This window comes from Bradyrhizobium sp. Arg237L, from assembly GCF_029990105.1.
Lineage (GTDB): Bacteria > Pseudomonadota > Alphaproteobacteria > Rhizobiales > Xanthobacteraceae > Bradyrhizobium.
In genome coordinates this window covers 89063-110346 of the sequence record NZ_JAQMIL010000025.1, presented here as the reverse complement: position 1 = coordinate 110346, position 21284 = coordinate 89063, and the positions used below count along the sequence as shown (strand labels likewise).

The 21284-nt window shown below is 63.2% G+C and carries 22 protein-coding genes; 12 read left to right on the top strand and 10 right to left on the bottom strand.

Features of this window, described 5'->3' with window-relative positions; all coding sequences use genetic code 11:
- Positions 1-487: 487 nt before the first annotated feature.
- From OZ411_RS17585 to OZ411_RS17555, 7 genes are all read right to left on the bottom strand, one after another.
- Positions 488-1657, bottom strand: a complete 1170-nt coding sequence (locus OZ411_RS17585) for a mandelate racemase/muconate lactonizing enzyme family protein (RefSeq protein WP_282528955.1) — start codon at positions 1655-1657, stop codon at positions 488-490.
- A gap of 138 nt (positions 1658-1795) precedes the next feature.
- Positions 1796-2059, bottom strand: coding sequence for a DUF3297 family protein (locus OZ411_RS17580; RefSeq protein WP_130584099.1), 264 nt, complete (start codon positions 2057-2059; stop codon positions 1796-1798).
- Entirely contained in the window at positions 2056-2532 is a 477-nt protein-coding gene (locus OZ411_RS17575) for a glutathione peroxidase (protein ID WP_130584100.1), read from the bottom strand. Before OZ411_RS17575 ends, OZ411_RS17580 begins: the two co-directional genes overlap by 4 nt.
- Before the next feature lie 209 nt (positions 2533-2741).
- Positions 2742-4133, bottom strand: coding sequence for an amidase family protein (locus OZ411_RS17570; RefSeq protein ID WP_282528954.1), 1392 nt, complete (start codon positions 4131-4133; stop codon positions 2742-2744).
- A gap of 260 nt (positions 4134-4393) precedes the next feature.
- Positions 4394-4963 carry a c-type cytochrome gene (locus tag OZ411_RS17565; protein WP_282528953.1) on the bottom strand — a complete coding sequence of 190 codons (570 nt, stop codon included), beginning with the start codon at positions 4961-4963 and terminating at the stop codon, positions 4394-4396.
- 118 nt (positions 4964-5081) lie between these two features.
- Entirely contained in the window at positions 5082-6356 is a 1275-nt protein-coding gene (locus tag OZ411_RS17560; RefSeq protein WP_282528952.1) for a PQQ-dependent sugar dehydrogenase, read from the bottom strand.
- A gap of 175 nt (positions 6357-6531) precedes the next feature.
- Complete coding sequence (locus OZ411_RS17555; RefSeq protein WP_028166081.1) at positions 6532-6792, bottom strand: hypothetical protein; 261 nt, start codon at positions 6790-6792, stop codon at positions 6532-6534.
- 257 nt (positions 6793-7049) lie between these two features.
- On the opposite strand from OZ411_RS17555, the gene pqqA reads away from it, so the two are divergent.
- The 6 genes from pqqA (at position 7050) to pip (ending at position 11481) form a co-directional block, all read left to right on the top strand.
- A complete protein-coding gene (pqqA, locus tag OZ411_RS17550; protein WP_082637312.1) occupies positions 7050-7130 on the top strand; it encodes a pyrroloquinoline quinone precursor peptide PqqA in 81 nt (26 codons plus the stop codon).
- A gap of 132 nt (positions 7131-7262) precedes the next feature.
- Positions 7263-8192, top strand: a complete 930-nt coding sequence (pqqB, locus tag OZ411_RS17545) for a pyrroloquinoline quinone biosynthesis protein PqqB (RefSeq protein ID WP_282528951.1) — start codon at positions 7263-7265, stop codon at positions 8190-8192.
- A 35-nt stretch (positions 8193-8227) separates the two neighbouring features.
- Entirely contained in the window at positions 8228-8983 is a 756-nt protein-coding gene (gene pqqC / locus OZ411_RS17540; protein WP_130583836.1) for a pyrroloquinoline-quinone synthase PqqC, read from the top strand.
- A gap of 11 nt (positions 8984-8994) precedes the next feature.
- Positions 8995-9303 carry a pyrroloquinoline quinone biosynthesis peptide chaperone PqqD gene (gene pqqD, locus OZ411_RS17535; RefSeq protein WP_130583837.1) on the top strand — a complete coding sequence of 103 codons (309 nt, stop codon included), beginning with the start codon at positions 8995-8997 and terminating at the stop codon, positions 9301-9303.
- The gene (gene pqqE / locus OZ411_RS17530; protein WP_282528950.1) at positions 9300-10505 is read left to right on the top strand and encodes a pyrroloquinoline quinone biosynthesis protein PqqE; all 1206 of its coding nucleotides are present in this window, start codon (positions 9300-9302) and stop codon (positions 10503-10505) included. Before pqqD ends, pqqE begins: the two co-directional genes overlap by 4 nt.
- The gene (gene pip, locus OZ411_RS17525) at positions 10495-11481 is read left to right on the top strand and encodes a prolyl aminopeptidase (protein WP_282528949.1); all 987 of its coding nucleotides are present in this window, start codon (positions 10495-10497) and stop codon (positions 11479-11481) included. The genes pqqE and pip overlap by 11 nt, the downstream gene beginning before the upstream one ends.
- 19 nt (positions 11482-11500) lie before the next feature.
- Here the strand turns inward: pip and OZ411_RS17520 are convergent, their stop codons facing one another.
- Positions 11501-13813 carry a caspase domain-containing protein gene (locus OZ411_RS17520; protein WP_282528948.1) on the bottom strand — a complete coding sequence of 771 codons (2313 nt, stop codon included), beginning with the start codon at positions 13811-13813 and terminating at the stop codon, positions 11501-11503.
- Between the two features lie 356 nt (positions 13814-14169).
- Here OZ411_RS17520 and OZ411_RS17515 point away from each other — a divergent pair, with 356 nt between their 5' ends.
- Both OZ411_RS17515 and OZ411_RS17510 read left to right on the top strand, forming a co-directional pair.
- The gene (locus OZ411_RS17515; protein WP_130581547.1) at positions 14170-14607 is read left to right on the top strand and encodes a hypothetical protein; all 438 of its coding nucleotides are present in this window, start codon (positions 14170-14172) and stop codon (positions 14605-14607) included.
- A 279-nt stretch (positions 14608-14886) separates the two neighbouring features.
- Positions 14887-15663, top strand: a complete 777-nt coding sequence (locus OZ411_RS17510; RefSeq protein WP_282528947.1) for a tetratricopeptide repeat protein — start codon at positions 14887-14889, stop codon at positions 15661-15663.
- Positions 15664-15877: 214 nt separating this feature from the next.
- On the opposite strand, the gene OZ411_RS17505 is transcribed toward OZ411_RS17510, so the two are convergent.
- Positions 15878-16453 carry a GrpB family protein gene (locus tag OZ411_RS17505; protein ID WP_282528946.1) on the bottom strand — a complete coding sequence of 192 codons (576 nt, stop codon included), beginning with the start codon at positions 16451-16453 and terminating at the stop codon, positions 15878-15880.
- A gap of 86 nt (positions 16454-16539) precedes the next feature.
- Between OZ411_RS17505 and OZ411_RS17500 the strand changes: the two genes are divergently transcribed.
- Positions 16540-16770, top strand: a complete 231-nt coding sequence (locus OZ411_RS17500) for a hypothetical protein (protein ID WP_130581549.1) — start codon at positions 16540-16542, stop codon at positions 16768-16770.
- Positions 16771-16954: 184 nt separating this feature from the next.
- Here OZ411_RS17500 and OZ411_RS17495 read toward each other — a convergent pair whose 3' ends face one another.
- Positions 16955-17827 (bottom strand): LysR substrate-binding domain-containing protein, encoded by an 873-nt coding sequence (locus OZ411_RS17495; protein WP_130581550.1) that lies wholly within the window; start codon positions 17825-17827, stop codon positions 16955-16957.
- 134 nt (positions 17828-17961) lie between these two features.
- On the opposite strand from OZ411_RS17495, the gene OZ411_RS17490 reads away from it, so the two are divergent.
- Genes OZ411_RS17490 through OZ411_RS17480 form a run of 3 tightly spaced genes read left to right on the top strand, consistent with a single transcriptional unit; the run spans position 17962 to position 21273 of the window.
- On the top strand, positions 17962-19005 hold the full coding sequence (locus tag OZ411_RS17490) for a D-cysteine desulfhydrase family protein (protein ID WP_282528945.1): 1044 nt from the start codon (positions 17962-17964) through the stop codon (positions 19003-19005).
- A gap of 32 nt (positions 19006-19037) precedes the next feature.
- A complete protein-coding gene (locus tag OZ411_RS17485) occupies positions 19038-20636 on the top strand; it encodes an MFS transporter (protein WP_282528944.1) in 1599 nt (532 codons plus the stop codon).
- A gap of 13 nt (positions 20637-20649) precedes the next feature.
- A complete protein-coding gene (locus OZ411_RS17480) occupies positions 20650-21273 on the top strand; it encodes a VOC family protein (RefSeq protein ID WP_282528943.1) in 624 nt (207 codons plus the stop codon).
- Positions 21274-21284: the final 11 nt, after the last annotated feature.

Below are 21284 nucleotides of genomic sequence, written 5' to 3'. Positions count from 1 at the left end.
TGTTCGCGCGAAAAACTTAGCGCCAGCGTCGGGGCGCCAGGACCACACGACTTCGCCGTCCGTGATGCGCGTGCTCGTCAGTCACACGCTTCACGTCCACCGCATCTCACCGCAACGTTCGTGACGATCGCGATCCGCCCCTCTCTCGGGTGAGACGCGCGGAGTTAAATCACTGATTTGCCCGACGGGTTAAGCGGTTTATTTTTCGCGCGAGGGGTGGACACGTTTCTGCTGATTTGCCCGTCGGGTTGATTTGTCGCACCTGACGCACCCACATCGTCATTGCGAGCGCAGCGAAGCAATCCATAGCGCCGCAAGCGGAAGCATGGATTGCTTCGCTCCGCTCGCAATGACGGGCTGTCATTCCGGGGCGCGCGGAGCGCGAGCCCGGAATCCATTCCTCCGCCTGCGCCTGCGGCCCGATCGATTCCGGGTTCGTCCTTCGGACGTCCCGGAATGACGGCGGAGGTTTTGGCGCGAGTGTGGCTCACTCGGCCAGCGCTTTCATCTCCTTGTAGAGATCGCTCTTGCCTTCGAAGCCGATGCCCGGAAGATCGGGCATGGTGATGTGGCCATTCTCGACGCTGATACCGTCGGGGAAGCCGCCATAGGGCTGGAACAGATCGGGATAGCTCTCATTGCCACCGAGGCCGAGGCCGGCGGCGATGTTCAGCGACATCTGGTGGCCGCCATGCGGGATGCAGCGGCTTGGCGACCAGCCGTGGGTCTTCAGCACTTGCAGCGTGCGCTGATATTCGCAGAGGCCGTAGGACAGCGCGCAATCGAACTGCAGCCAGTCGCGGTCCGGCCGCATGCCGCCATAACGAACGAGATTGCGCGCATCCTGATGGCTGAACAGGTTCTCGCCGGTCGCCATCGGCGCCGGATAGTATTCTGCGAGCGCGGCCTGCAGCGCGAAGTCGAGGGGATCGCCGGCTTCCTCGTACCAGAACAGCGGATAGTCCCGCAGCATTTTTGCATAGGCGATCGCGGTCTCCAGATCGAAGCGGCCGTTGGCGTCGACCGCGAGCTGCGCGTCCTTGCCGATCTCCTTCAGCACCGCCTCGATCCGCTCGCTGTCTTCGGTTACAGACGCGCCGCCGATCTTCATTTTCACGACATTGTAGCCGCGATCGAGATAGCCGCGCATCTCCGCGCGCAGCGCGGAGAGATCCTTGCCGGGATAGTAATAGCCGCCGGCGGCATAGACGAACACGCGCGGATTGGCCTTGACGCCATGCCGCTCGGCGAGCAGGCGGAACAGCGGCTTGTTCGCGATCTTCGCAACCGCATCCCACACCGCCATGTCGATAGTGCCGACCGCGACAGAGCGCTCGCCGTGGCCGCCCGGCTTCTCGTTCGACATCATGGTCGACCAGACCTTGTCCGGGTCGAGATTGTCGCCGCTCGCATCAAGCAGCGCTTTCGGATCGGCCTCGAGCAGCCGCGGCGCAAAGCGCTCGCGGATCAGACCGCCCTGCCCGTAGCGACCGTTGGAATTGAAGCCGTAGCCGACCACGCGCTTGCCGTCGCGCACGACGTCGGTAACGACGGCAACCAGGCTCGTCGTCATCTTGCTGAAATCGATATAGGCGTTGCGGATCGGCGAGGCGATCGGTTTTGTCACCTCGCGGACGTCGATGATACGGACGGACATGTGTGTTTGGCTTTCTAAATTGCGGTGGTCGCCACGACGTCATTGCGAGCGAAGCGAAGCAATCCATTTCACCGCTTGTGGAGGCATGGATTGCTTCGTCGCTTCGCTCCTCGCAATGACGGCTGAGAGCTATTAGCGCTACTTCTTGTCGCGGAAATACGGCTCGACCGGGCCGTGGACCTTGATGGTCAGCGGATTGCCGTAGCGATCCTTCGCATTGCCGGCGGTGATGCGCACCCAGCCTTCGCTGACGCAATACTCCTCGACATTGGTCTTTTCGGCGCCCTTGAAGCGGATGCCGACATCGCGGGCCAGGACATCCGCATTGTAGTACGGGCTGTTCGGATCGACCGACAGGCGGTCCGGCAGTTCGTCATGGGTGGGTTCGTTGTTCTCGCTCATAGCAGGGCCTCGATTGCTGTCTTCAGTCCTTCGGGCCGCGCGGTGGGCGCATGGCGCGCCACCACCCTGCCCGACCGGTCGACCAGAAATTTGGTGAAATTCCATTTGATCGACGGGCCGAGCAGGCCCGATTTCTCGCTCTTCAGGTGTTCGTACAACGGGTGCGCGTTCGCGCCATTCACCTCGATCTTGGCGAACATCGGGAACGTCACCGCGTAATTGGTTTCGCAGAACTCGCCGATCTGCTTTTCATCACCCGGTTCCTGCCCGCCGAACTGGTTGCAGGGAAAGCCGAGCACGGAAAAGCCGCGCGGCGAGAGCCCCTGATAGAGTTCCTGCAGGCCCTTGTATTGCGGCGTGAAGCCGCACGCGCTGGCGGTGTTGACGATGAGCAGCACCTGCCCCTCGAACCGCTTCAAGGGCACTTCATCTCCGGCCAGCGAACGGGCCGCAAAATCATAGACAGTGGGCATGGTTTTCCCTCAAAGCACGAAGCGGTCTCCGCTTCACCTCGCCCCGCTTGCGGGGAGAGGTCGGATCGCATCGCAGATGCGATCCGGGTGAGGGGGAGCCTCTACGAGTCCGTCTGTCACCGTATCCGCGGAGAGAGCCCCTCACCCCAACCCTCTCCCCGTAAGAACGGGGAGAGGGAGCTTTGCGCGCTGCAATCATCATGGTTCGATCAGCCTGCGGGATCGACGACCGCGGACGGCGTGCCGCCGGCTTCGACCGCCTCGCCCGCGGCAAGGCAGAGATCTTCGCGGTAGCGGCCCGAGACCAGTTGCACGCCGACGGGAATCCGGCCGACCAGGCCTGTGCTCACAACCAGCCCAGGCAGGCCCATGAAAGGAATGGCGATCTGCGGCAACTGCGCGTGCCAGACCCGCGCAAAGGAGGCATCGTCCTTGCAATCGAGTTGATCCGGGAACGGCAATTCGCCGGAGACCGGCATCAGCAACACCGCGTATTGTTCGAAGAACGCCAGCCATTCGCGCGTCAACGTCGCCCGGCGCGTCAGCGCTTTCGAAAGATCGAAAGGATGCACTTTGGCGTGGCTGCCGCGCAGGCAGGCGAGCGCGCCGGGATCGCCCTCGCGCTCGGCGGCTTCCAGTTGCGCCTCATAGCCGTCGCCGAGCCAGAGCTTGGTCTGGAAGTCGGCGGCTTCGCGCAGCGGCGGCGTTGTCGTGATCTCCTCGACGGTCCAGCCGGCGCGCTCCAGCCGCTTGCCGGCATCCGCCACCGCCGCCTTCACCTCGGCGACCGGATTGAGTCCATCGGGATCGAGGCACATCGCGACGCGCTTCGGCACCGAAGGTCCCTCCAGCGGCACCGGCATCCACCACGGATCGCGGACGTCGCGGGCCGACATCGCCGCGAGCGCGATGCGCAGGTCGTTGACGGTGCGGGCCAGCGGACCGGAGACGGCGCTGATCTGCGGGCCGATCGGCCGCTCCGGCAGGGCCGCGTTGAAGGCGGGGATGCGGCCCATGGTCGGCCGCAAGCCATGCACGCCGCAGGCATAGGCCGGATAGCGGATCGAGCCCGCGATATCAGTGCCATGCGCGATATGCCCGATGCCGGCCGCAACCGCGGACCCCGCGCCGCCGGAGGAGCCGCCCGGCGTGATGCCGCCATCACGCGGGTTCCTGGTGTCGCCATGGATCAGGTTGGTGGTGAACCAGCGATAGGAGAAGGCCGGGCAATTGGTGCGGCCAAGCAGGACCGCGCCCGCTTTCCGCAAATTCTCGACCACGGGATTGTTGGCCTTCGCGATCACGTCGCGCTGCAGCGTCAAGCCGTTGGTGGTGGCAAACCCTTCCTGGTCGACATTGACCTTGATCGTGACAGGAACGCCGCCGAGCGCGCCGATCTCCTCGCCGCGGGCAATCGCGGCATCGATGGCGTCCGCCTGCGCCAGCACTTCTGCCGGCCTGTGATCGACCACGGCATTGAGCTTGGGATTGACCGCGTCCAGCCGCGCCAGGGCGGCAGTCGCCGCCTCCCTCGCCGAAACCTTCTTCGATTTGATCAGGCCGGCCAGATCCGCGGCCGACAGACGCCAAAGTTCTTCCATTGCCAACTCCGTTGCGACGGGCGTGTTTTAGCGTCACAGGGCTGACGTGGCCAGCGCAAGGAATGGACAAAGATGGCATCTGCCCCTTCTCCTCGCGCATGGGGAGAAGGTCGGGATGACCTCCGCGAAAACGGTGACGCCGTCATTCCGGGGCGATGCGATAGCATCGAGCCCGGAATCCATTTGTCCACCCGCGCAAGTGGACGAATGGATTCCGGGCTCGCGCTCCGCGCGCCCCCGAATGACGATCGCCGCGCACTTTAGCGATAGCGGGCGATGTAATAGGCAAGGTCGGCGATCTGCTCTTTCGTCACCGGCTGCATCACGTCGGCCATGGTGCCGTCATAGCCGTGGCGGGTGTTGTCCTTGTACTCGCTGAGCGTCTTGTTCAGATAGTCCTCGCGCTGGTTGGCGATGCGCGGGACGTTGTCGTTGCCGGAGAAATCCGGCCTGTGGCAGTTGTTGCAGAGATATTGATGCGCCAATGCTTGGCCGCGCGCCATGCGGGCGGAATCGCCGACCTCGGCGGGCGGTGCCGGCTTGGGCAAGGTGGCGATAAAATCGGAAAAGGTGCGGAGGTCGTCGTCGGACAGATCCTTCGCCATCTCGTTCATGGTGTCGAACGCGCGCAGCTTCTCGCGGAACATGAAGAGCTGGATCAACACGTAAGCCGCTTGCTGGGCGCCGAGCGAAGGGGTGTTCTCGGTCTCGGACATGCCGCGCTCGCCATGGCAGGCAAGACAGGGCGCGGCGCGCTCCTGGATGGTCCCGGCGCTGGCGGCGAAGGTGATGGATGCACAGGCGAGCGCGGTGATTAGCTTCTTATACATCGATCTTTCCTGGCGCTCCGTCATTGCGAGGAGCGAAGCGGACGAAGCAATCCATTTCGCCACTTGCGGAGGCATGGATTGCGTCGCTTCGCTCGCAATGACGGAGAGAGAGTACGATCTACTGCCCCGCGACCTTCTGCTTGCCGTAGGTGATGCGGTAGACGGCGCCGTTCCAGTCGTCGGAGACGAGCAGCGAGCCGTCTTTCAGTTGCATCACATCGACGGGACGGCCGACATATTTGTTGTCCGCGAGGAAGCCGGTGAGGAACGGCTCGACCGACTTCACCTTGCCGTCCTTGTCGAGCTTGACCACGACGACATCGCCGCCCTCCTTCTTCGACTTGTTCCAGGAGCCATGGCGCGCGACGAAGATCGCGTTCTTGTAGGCCTTCGGGAACATGTTGCCGGTGTAGAAGCGCATGCCGAGCGCCGCGGTGTGCGGGCCCATCAGGCCGACCGGCGGGGTGTAGTCGCTGCAGGATTTGCCCCAGCCGAGCTCCTGGTCGATGATGTTGCCCTGGTAGCAGAACGGCGCGCCGAAATCCTCGCCGGCCTTGGTCACGCGGTTGAGCTCGTCCTCCGGCACCGTCTCGGACAGCCAGTCGCGGCCATTGTCGGTGAAGTAGAGGTGCTTGGTCTCGGGATTCCAGTCGAAGCCGACCGTGTTGCGCACGCCGACCGCAAACACTTCCGCGCCCGAGCCATCGAGATTGATACGCCGGATCTGGCCATGCGCATCGTCATGCAGCACGTTGTTGCCGGGCTGGCCGACCGGGACATAGAGCTTGTTGTCCGGGCCGATGGCGATGAACTTCCAGCCATGGGCCTCGTCCTTCGGCAGATTGTCGTAGATCACCGTCGGCTTCGGCGGACTGTCGATGACGTCGTCGATCTTCTCGATCTTGGAGACCTTCGAGAGCTCCGCGATGTAGAGCGTGCCGTCCTTGAAGGCGACGCCGTTCGGACGATAGAGCCCGGAGGCGATCACCTTCACCTGGCGTTTGCCGTCCTTGTTGACGATGGCATAGACCTTGTCGACCAGGCGGCTGCCGACGAACACCGTGCCCTTGTCGCTCTGCGCCAGCGAACGCGCATTCGCCATGCCGGCGGCGTAGACCTCGACGTTGAAGCCGGCCGGCACCTTGAGCTTGGCGAGTGGCAATTTGTCGGGCGCGGCCGCAAGCGGCGGCGGCGCGACCGGCGCCAGCTTCGCAGCCGCCTCGTTCTCCGGCCGTCCGATCAGGGGCGAGCCCGGCGGCAGCGGCTGCGCTGCGGCAGGTGCCGCGCTGGCGGCAGGTGGACTGGCGGGCTGCTGGGCATGGGCGGCAAGCGTGAATGCGCCGAAGAAAGCGCCGGCCAGGACAAGGCTGCGCGGCGTGGTCAGGTTGTTCATCGTTGTGGTTCTCCCCAGATGCGAAAGCCTGTTGGTCCTCGCATGTGCAGTATCCTGCGCGTGCCGGCGTGGCTTCCTGAATGGCAGTTTCCGACATTCGTCCACGGATGCAATCCGGAACATGGTCGGAATCGAGGCGGGGGAGCGATCTAGCGCAGAACGACCGCGCAGACCTTCAATGTTTCGTGACCGAGCCCGTATCCGGCGGACCGATGATCGCCTCGGAGAATGGAAATTCGAGCACGATATCGCCTTCGTCGTCGGTCACTTCGATGACGGCATTCAACAGCGTGGCGTCGGCACCTTCCGTCCGCAGCAGTTCCCGAATCATGGCGCGCGCCATCTCCCAAGCGCGATCGGGATCCCGCAGGATTTCGCCCTCGGGGTCGGAGATCAGCTCATCGCCGATACGGGTGTTGAAGAAATAGCGCGGCATCGGCGGCAGACACTCCGGTTGAGACCCTTGCGATGGAAGCCTCCGTCAAACCCAGAATTGCTATTGATTGCAATGCGAACAACAGCGAAACGTGTGATTTGACTTGCGGCTCTCGCACAACTGCGTGAATTCCCTAAGTTGCGGCGCAGCATGACTTATGCAGCGCAACACGTCAAAATTTAACTGGCGAACTTTTTCGCCCGCATTACTTTATTGGCAGGGCGGAATACGTCCCGGTTTCAATTTAGGAGAGCTCAATGGCCTGGAAAGCACCGAAGATCGCCGAAGTTTCCGTCGGCATGGAAATCAACATGTATATGTGCGCGACCCGCAAGTAAGCGGACGCGACAGCCAAATCTCTCACGTAAGCTGGACTTGCGGGCGTCCGACCTTCCCTAAGGGGATGCGCGTTGACGCCCGGGTCCATGCTGCTATGTCCCTGCCTATCAGGTTTCGCCAGGAGACGGATCATGCTTCGCGTCGTCGTCCTGGGCGCGGCGGCCGGTGGCGGTGTTCCGCAGTGGAACTGCGGCTGCCCGGTTTGCACCAAGGCAAGAGGCGAAGCGCCGGACCTGCAGAGCACCCAGGCTTCGATCGCGGTCAGCGCTGACGGCGCGCACTGGTTCCTGGTCAACGCCTCGCCCGACCTGCGTCAGCAGGTGACCGCGACGCCGCAATTGCACCCAAAGCGCGGCGAGCTTCGCCATAGTCCGATCGCGGGCGTCATCCTCACCAATGGCGAGATCGACGCGATCGCGGGACTATTGTCGATGCGCGAGGGCTCGCCGTTTACGATCTACGCGCACCAGCGGGTGCTGGCGATCCTGAAGTCCAACAGCGTCTTCGACGTGCTGAGCGAGAAGAATGTCAAGCGCCGGCCGATCGCCGTGGACCACGCGTTCGAGCCGACCTTGCCCGACGGCTCACCCTCCGGCATCGAAGTGCTGCCGTTCGAGGTTCCCGGCAAGGGCGCGTGGTATCTCGAGGGCAAGGCGCATCCGGCCGGCAAGGACGGCGCGGGCGATACTCTGGGCTTGCGCATTGCGGAAAAGGCCAGCGGCAAATATCTCTACTTCCTCGCCGCCTGCGCGCGCGTGACCGATGATCTGAAATCCCGGCTTGCAGGAGCGCCGCTGGTGTTCTTCGATGGCACGGTGTGGCGCGACGACGAGTTGATCGCGGCGGGACTCGGCAACAAGACCGGTCAGGGGATGGGACATATTTCGATGTCAGGCGGCCACGGCGCGATCGAGAGCCTCGCGGAGCTTGATATCGGCCGAAAACTGTTCCTGCATATCAACAACTCCAACCCGGCGCTGTTGAAGGACTCTCCCGAGCGGAAGGCCGCCGAGCGGGCCGGCTGGCAAATCCCTGCCGATGGAACGGAGATCGAGCTTTGAACGCACCTTCACCCCAAGAACCTTCGCCCAAAGGGATGACCGCCTACTCGATCGGCAAAGGCGTGTCGCTTGATAGCGCCGAGGAGCTGGAAGCCGTGCTGCGCCATATCGGCGCGACGCGCTATCACAACCTGCATCCGTTCCATAAGCTCTTGCATGGCGGCAAATTGAACAAGGGCCAGGTGCAGGCCTGGGCGCTGAACCGCTACTATTACCAGAGCACGATCCCGATCAAGGACGCGGTCGTGATCTCGCGCTTCCGCGACCGCCTGACCCGCATCGAGTGGCGCCACCGCATCGAGGACCATGACGGCGATGTCGGCAGCGAAGGCGGGATCGAGCGCTGGCTGAAGCTGACCGAAGGCCTTGGCCTCGACAGCGCCTATGTCGAATCGACCGAAGGCATCCTGCCGGCGACGCGCTTTGCGGTGGAAGCCTATGTGCATTTCTGCCGCGACCGGACGCCGCTGGAGGCGATCGCCTCCTCGCTGACGGAATTGTTCGCGCCGAACCTGCACGAGGAGCGCATCTCCGGCATGCTGCAGCATTATGACTTCGTCAATCCTGATATCATGAGCTATTTCAAGCGCCGCCTGCAGCAGGCGCCGCGCGATGCCGGATTTGCGCTCGACTACGTCAAGAAGCACGCCACGACGCAGGCGGAGCGCGAGGCGGTCTGCAATGCGCTGATCTTCAAGACCAACGTGCTGTGGGTGCAGCTCGACGCGCTCTATCATGCCTATGTCGACGGCCACATCCCGCCCGGCGCCTTCGTGCCGACGGCGAGCTAGAGGATTTTTCGATGGCGGGCCGCAACATCAGCGTCAGCGAGGCAAGCCGGCCGAAATTGCCGCGGCATGCCAAGCTGAAGTTCGACGAGACACGGCAGGTCTGGGTGATCCTGGCGCCGGAACGCGTGCTGGCGCCGGATGAGATCGCGGTCGAAGTGCTGCAGCTCTGCGACGGCGAGCGCAGCGTCGCCGAGATGGTCGATCAGCTCGCCGCGAAATACGCCGCACCGCGCGAGGCGATCTCGACCGACGTGATAGCGATGCTGCAGGACCTGGCGGATAAGGGTTTTCTCAACGAGGCACGGGAGAAGACGCCATGAGCGACATTCTCGCCGAGGGCAAGACGACGGCCGCGCCGGATGACGGGCTGGCGGTGCTGGAGCAGCGCCGCTCGACTGCGACGAGCTACGGCATTCCGCTGGCGGTGCTCGCGGAGCTAACGCACCGCTGCCCACTGCAATGCCCCTATTGCTCCAACCCGGTCGAGCTCGACCGTTCCGGCAGCGAGCTCACCACCGAGGAATGGAAGAAGGTGATGACCGAGCTCGTCGAGCTCGGCGTGCTGCAGATCCATTTCTCCGGCGGCGAGCCGACCGCGCGGAAAGATCTCGTCGAGCTGGTGCAGCACGCTGATGACGTCGGGCTCTATACCAACCTGATCACGTCGGCCGTGCTGCTGACGAAGCAAAAACTGGCGGCGCTCGCCGATGCCGGCCTCTGCCACGTGCAGATCAGCTTCCAGGGCAACGAGCCTGTCGTGGCCGACCGCGTCGCGGGCCTGAAGAATTCGCACGAGAAGAAGATCCAGGCCGCCAGATGGACGCGCGAGCTCGACCTGCCGCTCACCGTCAATGCGGTGATGCACCGGCAGAACCTGCACCAGCTTTCCGACATCATCCAGATGGCGGTCGATCTCGACGCCGACCGGCTCGAAGTCGCCAACGTGCAGTACTACGGCTGGGCGCTGAAGAACCGCGCGGCCTTGATGCCGACGATCGCGCAGATCGAGGAGACCAGCCGCATCGTCGAGGAGGCGCAGGCGCGCTTGAAGGGCGTGCTCGCGATCGACTACGTGGTGCCGGACTATTACGCGCTGCGGCCGAAGAAGTGCATGGGCGGCTGGGGCCGGCAGTTCTTCAACATCTCGCCGGCCGGCAAGGTGCTGCCGTGCCATGCCGCCGAAAGCATCACTGGGCTTCAGTTCGAATCCGTGCGCTCGAACCATTCGATCGCCTGGATCTGGCAGAACTCGGAAGCCTTCAACCGCTATCGCGGCACGGGGTGGATGCCCGAGCCGTGCAAATCCTGCGAATTCCGCGAGGTCGATTACGGCGGCTGCCGCTGTCAGGCCTTTGCGCTGACCGGCGATGCCGGCAATACCGACCCCGCCTGCACGCTGTCGCCGATGCACGAGAAGATCTTTAAGCTCGCGGAGACCGAGGCGGCCGCCAACAACAACCGCTTCCTCTATCGCAATTTCGCCGGCGGCACGCTGGAGACGGAAGGCGACCATGGCGCCTGACGCCGAGGCGGGCAAATCATCGCGCCGCACGGATCCTTTCGCGCCACTGACGTCCGAATTCCTTGATGTCGGCGACGATCACGAGATCTATGTCGAGAGTGTCGGCCGCGAGGGCGGCGTGCCCGCCGTCTATCTGCATGGCGGCCCCGGCAGCGGCTGCCAGCCGGATCACCGCCGCCTGTTCGATCCCGAGCGTTTTCACGCGGTGCTGTTCGACCAGCGCGGCGCCGGACGCAGCCGGCCGAAGGGAAAGCGCGAGGCCAACACGCTGCCGCTCCTGATCGCGGACATGGAAGCGATCCGGCAGAAATTCGGTTTCGAGCGCTGGCTGGTGGTCGGCGGCTCCTGGGGCGCGACGCTCGCGCTGGCCTATGCGCAGGCGCATCCCGATCGCGTCACCGGGCTTGTCCTGCGCGCGACCTTCCTCGGCACGCGCAGGGAATTGGAGGGCGCCTTCCTCGACACGCTGCCGCGTTTCTATCCCGCGCTGTCAGCGGACTTCCTGAGCGTTCTGCCGATGGAGGAGCGCGAGCAGCCGCTCGAGGCCTATTGGCGGCGCATCCTCGACACCGACGCTGCGGTGCACGGCCCGGCCGCGCGCGCCTGGCATGACACCGAGCACATCCTCTCCGTCCACGCGCCCAGCCGGACACGGCTCGATCTCGCCTCGCTGAACTCTTCGCGCGCCCCTCCCGCGACGCCGTTCATGGAGGCGCATTACTTCGCCAATGACTGCTTCATGGCGCCCGACCAGTTGATGAACGACGCCGGCAAGCTTGCAGACATTCCCGGAATCCTGGTGCAGGGCCGCTACGATTTGCTGTGTCCGCCGACCACCTCGTTTGCGCTGGCCGCACGCTGGCCCAAGGGCGAAGTCCGGATCGTCGAAGGCGCCGGGCACATCCTGTACGACCCCGGTGTCCGCGACGCCGTGATGAGGGCAATCGCGGATCTCGCCTCGCGCAAGCGGGATTGAGGCCCGCGCTTCACACCGTTCAATGCTGAGGGCACCCGCCGGGCGGGCAGGCAGCTCCGCCGCGACCCGCTGGCGGAGCCGGCCGCGCCGGTGGTGCCGCGCGCTGCATCTGCGGCGGCGGTGATGCGACCCGGGGCGGCGGCGCGGCTGCGCGTGGCGGTGGCGCCGCAACGCGCGGAGCGGGAGCTGGCGGCGGTGCGACCGCGGCACGCGCGGGCGCCCGCGCTGCGACAGCGGGCGGCGGCGTCCGCGCCGCTGCCGGCGGCGGTGACGGGCGATGCGCGGCAGCCGGCGGAGCGACGGAAGGTGTCGGCCTTGCCAAGGCGTTCGCCGCGGGCGCGTTGCGCGATGGCGGCGCGGCAGCGGCCCTCGGAACATCCGCCGGCCGTGCGGCCGACGGCCGCTGCCCGGGCGCTGCCCGATTGAGTTTCGTGTCGGCCGGCGCAGCGGCAGCGCTCGGCGAAGCTGCCGGCTTGGTCGCGTTCGGTTGCGCGGCCGTGGCAGGTGCCGTCGCGGTCTGCGGCGAAGGCCGTCCCTTGGTCCCAGCCGGCGCATTGGCACCAGCCGCGTTGGGCGCCACAGTGGTGGGGGGAGACGTCAGTCTCGTCGCCTTGGAGCCGGGATCGGGCTGCGCGGCGGTCGCGGGCGCCGTCGTCGTCTGCGGCAATGGCTGCCTCCCGGCGCCCGGCAGCGCATGCGCGCCCGCGGCGTTGGGTGCCGCGCCCGGCGCTGGTGATGCTGATGGCGCAAACTTGGTGCCCAGCGCCGGCTGAGCAGCGCCCTGCGGCGATGGCTGGACCAGATTAGCCCGCTGCGCCGCGGCAGGCGGCAGCGATGGCGCTATCGCCGGTCGAGCCGCGCCGCCACTGAACTTCGTTCCGAGCGCGCCGAGCTGCGCCGGAGTTGGGTTCGGATTGTTGATGACGTTGTTGATGATCGTCTGGTTGTGGATGTTGGCGAACACGATGTTGTTCGGCGGCGGCGCAACATAGATCGGCGGCCGGACAAAGACCGGGATCGGCACGAACAGCGGAACGGGTAGCACGAAGACATCCACTGGAGGCGGCGGTGGCGCCAGCACCACGAAATCCGGCGGCGGTGGCGGCAGGAAGAACACCGGCGGCGGTGGCGGCGGCGCAAAGGCGAACACGGGATCATCGAAGTAGAGGACCGGGCGATCCTCGACATACATGAACTCATCGGGCGGCGGCGGCCCAACGTCGTAGTCGATCGGCGCAAAGGACGGCGGCGGCTCCAGCGCCGCCGACAGGATTGTAAGCCGCCGCCGCGCATCGGCCGCATGAGGGCCGCGCGGATAGCGATGGAGATAGGACCAATAGGCATTCGGCGAATCGGTGCGATAGCTCCGCCCCCAGGTGATCGCCTCGCGCCGCGCGGCGACGATCGCCCTCACCCGCTTCGCAAGCGGATCATTCGGAAACGCCTGCAGGAAGTCTTCATAGCCCTGCAGCGTGTCGCGCTCCAGCGCGGCGGCATAGGCGTCCTTGGCGTCGAAGTCGCGGATCGGCTTGTCGCGGGCGCTGGCGTCGACCTGGGTCGGCGGCGCGTCCTGCTGCCGTTCAAAGAACATGAAGGGCGTGTCGATCTTCTGCGCATTCCACGGGATCTGCGCGCCCTTGGTCATCTCGCTGACGCGCAGGCGGACGCGGTCGAACAGTTCAGGCAGCGGCAGGCCGCCGGCGCGGATCATCTCGGCAAGCGCCTGCGCGTAGGGGCCGTAAGGCGGCTGACCTTCAGGCGCGATCGTGCCGGGTGCGGCATTGAACGCCAGGAGCATCTTCGCATCGGGCTCGACCAGCGCCAGGCCGCCGGCGAGCGGCTGCCCCTCCTTGGCGAAGGAATTCGCGCGCGCGCCATCGAGGACGATGATGTTGGCCTTCACCGGTAGCGCGGAGAGCTGGCGCATGTAGTCCGACAGCCGCAGGCCTTCGACCGGCACGTCGATGTCGCGGGCGATCTTCGCATCGACCGGAATGAAATAGTTCTCACCCGTAAGCTGCACGCCATAGCCGGCGAGATAGACAAAAGCGACCGTGTTCGGTCCCGCCTCCTGCACCTTCTGCACGAACTCACGGAACGACTTCCGCAGCGTCTCGCCGTCGAGGTCGCGCGCACCGACGACGTCAAAGCCCGCGGCCTGCAGCGTCTGCGCCACGAGGCCTGCATCGTTGGCCGCCGTCGGCAGCGCGCCGGTCGCGTAGGCGCCGTTGCCGATCACCAGCGCGAGCCGCTTCTCCTGCTCCTGCGCCTGTGCAGGCAGCGCGATCGATGACACCAGGCCAATGAACAATGCCAACAGAATGCGTGTCATGATCATTCCCCTATCGGATGCCACTCGATTGGATTCCTCGACGGGTGAACCAGCGCTGAACAGGAATTACGCCAATTATGGCAATCCTTGGCCTCCCCTGTACGTTCCACGGGCTTTTCGTCGCGGCCCATTCGACGCGGTCAGTGAATGGAACCGTGGCTACGGTCGCCCGCACTTGAAGCCGTCAGCGCTCAGCATGATTCCAGCTCTCGGGTTCGGATTTCGGAGCCAGCGCATTTTCATGCGGACAAAGACCGCCTTGATCTAACTCAAGCGTTCTTGCGCCTGATCAGGATTGTCTCTCGTCTCAAGCTCGGATTCCGACCTCTGCTCGTTCAAACGCGGGATCAGGTCCCATGCGCGACTTTCGCAGTGCAATTGCATCCAGCCTGATAGCGTTCGCCGCCTGGACGGCAACGACCAGTCCGTCGCCGGCAGACACCGGCAGCGTGCATGTCCTCTTCTCCAAGGCCGGAATCATCGCCGCCGTCGGCAATGGTACAGGCGTGCTGACATTCCACGGCAAAAAATATCCCTTCGACATTTCAGGCGCGAGTTTTGGCGCCACGCTTGCGCTGTCAATTGATGAGTTCGTCGGGCAGGCCCAGAACCTGCGCAATCCCGGCGATCTGGCAGGGACCTACACCGCGGTCGGAGCCGCAGGCGCTCTCGTCGCCGGAGCCGGCGCTGTGCGTTTGCAGAATGCGAATGGCGTCGTCCTGGTGCTCAGCGGACCCAGGTTGGGCGTGGAGCTCTCGGCCAGCCTGGCCCGCATCACCATTACGATGAAGTGACTAGCGTATCCATAAACCGGATTCTGTGGACGCCGCCAGTTGATGTCCGCCTCGCTCTAAAAGCGACCGAATTGCTGCGCCGCCACGAAATGACGCGATGGTCCAATAGCGAACTTGGAGGCCAAGCTTAATCTGCGCCGGCAGCAATGGCGGAGGACAGATGTTGCTCGATCAACGATTGTTTAACCGCAATCAGCATTACGGTTGCATTGTTCGATAAGAACCATTGTCGATTGCATCAACTTCGGGCATGAGCGCTTTCTCGGCCCGGAGAAGCAAATGAAAATTGGCTTGGCACAGCGGAGAGTCCTGCGCGGAATTGCTTTCCTGTCCGTGCTGTGGCCAATCTGTTCTGCGGTGATTGCGTCCGACGCCCAGACTTACCAGACGGCTGCTGCCGTTGCCGTAAGCAAACTGGACTTTGAGCGCGCCATCCAAATTTACTCCAAAGGGCTCGAGCAGCAATTCAGTCCTAAAGACCGGGCAGAGCTGCTGCTGATGAGGGGTGTTACCGCTCAGCTGGCAAAAAGCTGGGATCAAGCCGAAGCCGATTTCAATGCGGTCGTTGAAATGGTCGGCTCTACCGATCGACGCGCTTATAGCGAGCGCGGCTTTTTCTATCACCACCAAAGTCGCTTTGAGCTTGCATTGGCCGACTACACCGCCGGGGCAAAGTTGTTTTCTGATGACGGGACTTTCCCCAATGGCCAGGGACTGGCGCTTATGGAACTGGGCCAATCCGAGGAAGCAATCCATCGGTTTGACGAAGCAATAAAGCTTGATCCGACATCGGGCGTGTTCATGCTTGGACGTGCCGAGGCCTATAATCGTTCGCACCGACCGCAAACCGCGCTGGAGGATTACGATAAGGCGCTGGCACTCGGGCATCTCACGCAAAACGATACGTATCGACTTCGGGTGGGCGTCGGAGCCGCACATCTCACACTGAAGAATGAGAAGGCCGCGATCGAAAGCTTGGATAAAGCTGTCGAACTCCGCCCCAACTCCGGCCCTGAGATATCGAGGGCTAGCCTACGAACGGGCAGGCGAGCTTGATCGTGCGTATCGCGACTACGAGGCCGTCTTAAGACTGAAGCCTGGCGACGAATTCGCCGTGAAGCGGCTGCAGAGGCTCCGCTTGAAGTAGGGATCAACGGTCGCCGCGTATACAGCTGTTACTATCGAATACGGCTGCTCGAGGGACCTCAGAAAAGGCATCAGGTCTGCTGCGGGCCAAAAGCACATGTTGAGGCTCTGACATCTCGCGTTGCTATTGATCTCCTGCATCCGCGCGCCATGCACGAGCCTTAGCTGTTGTCTCCTCGACGAAAACATTTTTGCCGGTTCTATAGGCCTCTATGTTGTCTTTTGACGAAGCAGCGAGGGCCCGCTTAATGTCGGCATAGGCGCGGGCTGCGTCAGGGTGTGTGCGAAGATAGTGGCGAAACACCAGTAATGCCTCCCAACGAGGATGGGACGGCTCCATCAAATGCACATGGTGGGTCCACGGCCCCGGAGGCCCCTTACGGAAGAACAGCTCGCCGGGGATCCATGACGCGTACTCCGGTACGCAAATGTAGCCAAGCACCTCAATCGGCTCGATGCATCGTTCCTTTGCCTCTTCAAGGCTAGGTACACCAACTAACAGGTCAATGATGGGCTTCGAAGGGAGACCTGGAACTGCCGTGCTGCCCATATGCTCAATAGCCAAAGCGAACGAGCCGAGAGCATTCTTAATCCTAGTGCGCTCCTGCGCGAACAACGTCGGCCATTTCGGGTCATAGTCGGAAACAACAATCGACCCGGCTCCGTATTTCTCCACGTTCACCCCCTGACTGCCTTTCATTGAACTGTATCACGCGGTAGCGACCGACACATACTACTGAGCAATCGTGCCGCTATTGTGAGTCCGCTTCGGGGCAATCCAGACCTTTGCTCTCGGGCGTACGAATCGCCGCCGATATCGAGGCGTTGAAGGTCGGAATCGCCCAGCGAAAGCGAGAGCGAGAGGCCGGGCGCGCTGAAAACAAGGCCGAGAGACTTGAGTGGGAGGCGGGGTTCGCGATTGATTATGCCGTCGCGTCGATCGAGCAGGCGGAGCTGGCGGTACTCGATGCCATCGCCGGCTGCATTGACGCCGAGGAGACCAAGAGAGCCGTGTAACAAGAGAGCCATGTAAGCTGACGCTCGGCCGCGACACGGCACTGAGCTGCTCCGAACTTCTGCAGGACGAAAGCTCTACTTTCGTCGCGGACTTCCGCGAAGAAGCCGTGCTTGGATTGAGTCTTGTCGAGTAGGACCCAAAGCCGCAGCGGCTCAGCGACGGTATCGGACTGGATCAACGCCATCAGAACATTCGGGCGGATGATGAAGATGACAGGCTTTGTACCGACTCCGACAGATATTCGCCCAGGTAAGTTGCCGCCTCGTTGCGCGACGATCCTTTGAAGAGCGCTATTTCAGTCTCAGGGAGATCCGGCAAACCTTCTGCCGCGCCGAGGGCTACAAAATCGAGAAGAACGGTGCTTTGGGCCAACGCCGCGATGCCGATGCCTGCCGATACAGCGGCTTGCACGCCGGCAAGGCTGGTGCTCGTGTACACGATCTCCCAAGGTCGCGGACAGGAGCGCATGCGCCGTAATACTTCCGGGCGATAGACGCAGCCGTGGGGAAACATCACGAGGGGAAGAGGGTCGACGACAAAACTCTGACCGCGGGCGCCGACCCAGACAAGCGGCTCCCGCCAAAGAACATATCCCTCCGTCGCCTCAGATTCGCGGCGGGCCAGCACGATGTCGAGATCGCCGTTCCCCAGGTCGCGCATCAGTTCGGCTGTCAACGCACTCCTGACTTCCAGACGGATCGCTGGATGACTTGCTGTAAAGCGTCGCAGCGCCATCGGCAGATGGCGGGTGGCGAAATCCTCCGGCAGTCCAAGCCGAACCGTGCCCGTCAGCGGTGGGCGGCGCAGCTTCAGCAACGCCTCGTCATTTAGATCAACCAGCGCCTCGGCATAGGTTCGAAGGACCTCGCCTTGTTCTGTCAGCGCGACACCGCGGCCCTGACGTTCGAAAAGCGGTCGGCCGACGATCTCCTCAAGCCGACGAATATGGAGGCTGATGGTTGATTGCGTCTTATGCAGCCGACCCGCCGCACGGGTGAAGCCGCCTTGCTCGATGATCGCAAGGAAGGTGCGCACGAGTTCCAGTTCGAGGTTCATAGCACAACCCATCGAGTTATTCGATCGATTTCCATCGAAACAACTCGTTTTACTAATGATTTTGCAAAAAATAGCGTTTGGTCAGCCTTTAACAAGGTGGGCGATCTTTTATTCGCGATCCATGAGAATTTTCGATGGCGTACCGTTTTGCAGTGTCACCCGAGCGCGCGCAGCAGGAAGCACAGCGGCTTTCTGCATTTCCTCGCGTAGAGCTTGTCCACGCGCCAACTCGGCTTGAGCGGCTCGACCGGCTTTCGGCCAAGCTGAACGGACCAACCATCTGGGTCAAACGGGACGACTGCACAGGCCTGGCCGGTGGCGGCAACAAGATCCGAAAGCTCGAGTTTCTGATCGGCGCTGCCCGAGAGGAGCGCGCGGATACAGTCATTACGGCGGGCGCCGTCCAGTCCAATCATGCGCGTCAGGTCGCAGCGGCGGCGGTTCGTTGCGATCTGCGGCCGATTCTGGTTCTGACCGACTCCGTTGGAGGGCGCGGCGACCTTTATCGCACCAGCGGCAATGTCCTCATCGATCGTCTGCTCGGCGCCGACATTCGTCTTGTCGGGGACGTCGAGAGCGGCCCGATGATGGAAGAGATTGCCGGACAGGAGCGCGAGCGCGGCCGGCGGCCTTACATCATTCCGGTGGGCGGTTCGAACGCGGTCGGCGTCCTCGGTTATGTCGCCGGCTATTTCGAACTGCTCACGCAACTGCATGAACGCGCAATCGCCATCGACAGTATCATCCTGCCGACCGGCAGCGGTGGCACTCAGGCGGGCTATATCCTCGGCGCCCATCTCACCGGGCTGGAGGCCTCTATTCTTGGCATCTCCGTCGGGGCGCCGCTCGAGAGCCAGCGCGCGAAGGTGGCGCAGCACCTGCGATCCGCTGCGCTTCTGCTCAGCATCGAAGATGTCGCCGCTTTCAAGGCTCCTCTGATCGACGATGGCTTCGTCGGCCCCGGGTACGGCCAGCCGGCATCGCAAACCATCGACGCCATCCAACTCGCGGCCGAGACCGAAGGATTGCTGCTCGATCCTGTTTACACCGGCAAGGCAATGGCGGGGCTGATCGCGCTGATCCAGAGCGGAAAATTCCGGCGGGGCGAGAACATCCTGTTTCTGCACACCGGCGGAAGCCAGGCGCTTGGCGCCTACGCCGACGCTTTCACTTCATAAGACTTCACATCACGCAAAGGGGGAACACCACCATGGTCGCTGTGGCCGAAATCGATGCTGCGCAAGCAGACACCACAAAGTCGCGCCGACTGGTCATCACGGCCGCATCGCTCGGCACCATCTTCGAGTGGTACGACTTCTACATCTACGGAACGCTCGCTGCGTTCTTCGGCGCACTGTTCTTTCCTCCCGGCAACGAGACTGCAGCATTCCTGGCCAGCCTCGCCACATTCGGAGCGGGATTCGCCGTGCGTCCGCTGGGAGCGCTTGTATTCGGCCGTCTCGGCGACATGGTCGGACGCAAATACACGTTCCTCATAACGATCCTGATCATGGGGCTATCCACTGCGGCTGTTGGCCTGTTGCCGACCTATGCCCAGATCGGGATGCTGGCGCCGGTGCTGCTGGTTGGACTTCGCCTGCTGCAAGGACTGGCCATCGGCGGCGAGTATGGTGGCGCCGCGATCTATGTCGCCGAGCACGCACCGGACCGGCAGCGCGGACTTCACACCAGTTGGATTCAAACCACGTCGACGGTGGGCCTGTTGCTGTCACTTGGTGTCATTCTGGCCTGCCGGCAGTCAATGGACGCGGCTGCGTTCGCGAGCTGGGGCTGGCGAATTCCATTCCTCGTCTCGATCGCACTGCTCGGGATGTCCGTCTACATCCGCCTGCGACTGGAGGAATCTCCCGTCTTCGCCGAGATGAAGCGGGCTGGTGCCACGTCCCGCGCGCCATTTCGCGACAGTTTCGGCAATTGGGCCAATCTGCGCCTCGTGCTGATCGCGCTGTTCGGCGCCACCGCCGGACAGGCCGTCGTCTGGTACACCGGACAGTTCTATGCACTCTACTTCCTCACGGCCACTCTCAAGCTTGACTACGTGAGTGCCTATGTCCTGATCGCGATTGCGCTGCTGGCAGGCACGCCGCTGTACATCGCGTTCGGCGCGCTGTCGGATCGGATTGGCCGCAAGCCGCTGATCGTCGGAGGCTTTCTGCTGGCCGCCGTGACCTATTTCCCGACCTTTCACGCCCTCACCTGGGCGGTGAATCCCGCACTCGCGGCCGCGCAGAGCAACAGCCCGGTCCAGGTCGCGGCCAAGGACTGCAATTTCAACATGTTCGCCAAGCCTGCAACGCCCTGCGACATGGCCAGGGACTATTTGTCAAAGGCCGGCGTCACTTACGCGTCCGCCGAAACGGCTGATACAGCGGGCTTCGTCGTCCATATCGGATCGACTGTTATCAAGGGTTTTGACAGCGCCACCTACGCTGCAGCACTCGCTGCCGCCGGCTATCCGAAGACGGCCGATCCCGCGCAGGTCAAATGGCTTCCCGCCGCGCTGCTGTTGATCCTGATGATGGTGTGGGCAACGATGGTCTATGGCCCGATGGCCGCGTTCCTGGTCGAATTGTTCCCAGCGCGCATCCGCTACACGTCCCTCTCGCTGCCGTTCCATGTCGGGAATGGCCTGTTCGGAGGCTTCCTTCCATTCGTCGCGTTCGCCGTGGTGACGGTGACCGGGAATCCCTATGCCGGCCTTTGGTATCCGGTCGGCGTGGCGTCGCTGAGCTTTGTGATCGGCCTATTGTTCATGCGCAACCGAACTGGAAGCCGCATCGCGGACTGACACCGCGGCGCGGATGAAGGCAATCGCTCGCCCTGCCGCGCCGAGCCATCATGCTTTGGAGAGAAAAGATATGCGCAAAGATCCGAAAAATGTGCTGCCAGGCCAGCCGCACACCGACCGCACCGGCACGATCAATCACTTGCGGCTCACCGTCACGGACGTCACGCGAGCCAGGGATTTTTACCAACCCGTTATGGAGCGGCTTGGCTATTTGCTGGTGGAGGAAAGCGTCACGCGCCTCGCCTGGGCGAGCTGGGCGCCACATGGTACGCTGCATTGGTTTATCATGAGCGTCGCGAATCCGGACAGCCCGAACAGGACTCACGACCGCCATTCGCCGGGCTTCCATCACCTCGCCTGGAATGTCGGTTCTCGAGACGAAGTCGACGCCTTCTATCGGTTTCTAAAGGATAGGAACGTGCCGATCCTCGATCCCCCGGCCGAGTACGACTATGAGCCCGGCTACTACGCGTTCTTCTTCTCCGATCCGGACGATCTCAAACTCGAGATCATGCATGTCGATGTTGCCGGGAGTCTTTCCTACTGGAAGCGTTTCTCGGAAGCAGGCGCCCCGCTGAAGCCACTCGAGATCGCAGAACCCCTCTTCGTGCGAGCAGCGTTGAAGAGCGATGGTTAAGGGAGGCGCGC

Coding starts and splice junctions, on each gene's coding strand:
- OZ411_RS17585 (WP_282528955.1), bottom strand. CDS start 1,657: ATGTCCGTCCGTATCATCGACGTCCGCGAGGTGACAAAACCGATCGCC.
- OZ411_RS17580 (WP_130584099.1), bottom strand. CDS start 2,059: ATGAGCGAGAACAACGAACCCACCCATGACGAACTGCCGGACCGCCTG.
- OZ411_RS17575 (WP_130584100.1), bottom strand. CDS start 2,532: ATGCCCACTGTCTATGATTTTGCGGCCCGTTCGCTGGCCGGAGATGAA.
- OZ411_RS17570 (WP_282528954.1), bottom strand. CDS start 4,133: ATGGAAGAACTTTGGCGTCTGTCGGCCGCGGATCTGGCCGGCCTGATC.
- OZ411_RS17565 (WP_282528953.1), bottom strand. CDS start 4,963: ATGTATAAGAAGCTAATCACCGCGCTCGCCTGTGCATCCATCACCTTC.
- OZ411_RS17560 (WP_282528952.1), bottom strand. CDS start 6,356: ATGAACAACCTGACCACGCCGCGCAGCCTTGTCCTGGCCGGCGCTTTC.
- OZ411_RS17555 (WP_028166081.1), bottom strand. CDS start 6,792: ATGCCGCGCTATTTCTTCAACACCCGTATCGGCGATGAGCTGATCTCC.
- pqqA (WP_082637312.1), top strand. CDS start 7,050: ATGGCCTGGAAAGCACCGAAGATCGCCGAAGTTTCCGTCGGCATGGAA.
- pqqB (WP_282528951.1), top strand. CDS start 7,263: ATGCTTCGCGTCGTCGTCCTGGGCGCGGCGGCCGGTGGCGGTGTTCCG.
- pqqC (WP_130583836.1), top strand. CDS start 8,228: ATGACCGCCTACTCGATCGGCAAAGGCGTGTCGCTTGATAGCGCCGAG.
- pqqD (WP_130583837.1), top strand. CDS start 8,995: ATGGCGGGCCGCAACATCAGCGTCAGCGAGGCAAGCCGGCCGAAATTG.
- pqqE (WP_282528950.1), top strand. CDS start 9,300: ATGAGCGACATTCTCGCCGAGGGCAAGACGACGGCCGCGCCGGATGAC.
- pip (WP_282528949.1), top strand. CDS start 10,495: ATGGCGCCTGACGCCGAGGCGGGCAAATCATCGCGCCGCACGGATCCT.
- OZ411_RS17520 (WP_282528948.1), bottom strand. CDS start 13,813: ATGACACGCATTCTGTTGGCATTGTTCATTGGCCTGGTGTCATCGATC.
- OZ411_RS17515 (WP_130581547.1), top strand. CDS start 14,170: ATGCGCGACTTTCGCAGTGCAATTGCATCCAGCCTGATAGCGTTCGCC.
- OZ411_RS17510 (WP_282528947.1), top strand. CDS start 14,887: ATGAAAATTGGCTTGGCACAGCGGAGAGTCCTGCGCGGAATTGCTTTC.
- OZ411_RS17505 (WP_282528946.1), bottom strand. CDS start 16,453: ATGAAAGGCAGTCAGGGGGTGAACGTGGAGAAATACGGAGCCGGGTCG.
- OZ411_RS17495 (WP_130581550.1), bottom strand. CDS start 17,827: ATGAACCTCGAACTGGAACTCGTGCGCACCTTCCTTGCGATCATCGAG.
- OZ411_RS17490 (WP_282528945.1), top strand. CDS start 17,962: ATGGCGTACCGTTTTGCAGTGTCACCCGAGCGCGCGCAGCAGGAAGCA.
- OZ411_RS17485 (WP_282528944.1), top strand. CDS start 19,038: ATGGTCGCTGTGGCCGAAATCGATGCTGCGCAAGCAGACACCACAAAG.
- OZ411_RS17480 (WP_282528943.1), top strand. CDS start 20,650: ATGAAGGCAATCGCTCGCCCTGCCGCGCCGAGCCATCATGCTTTGGAG.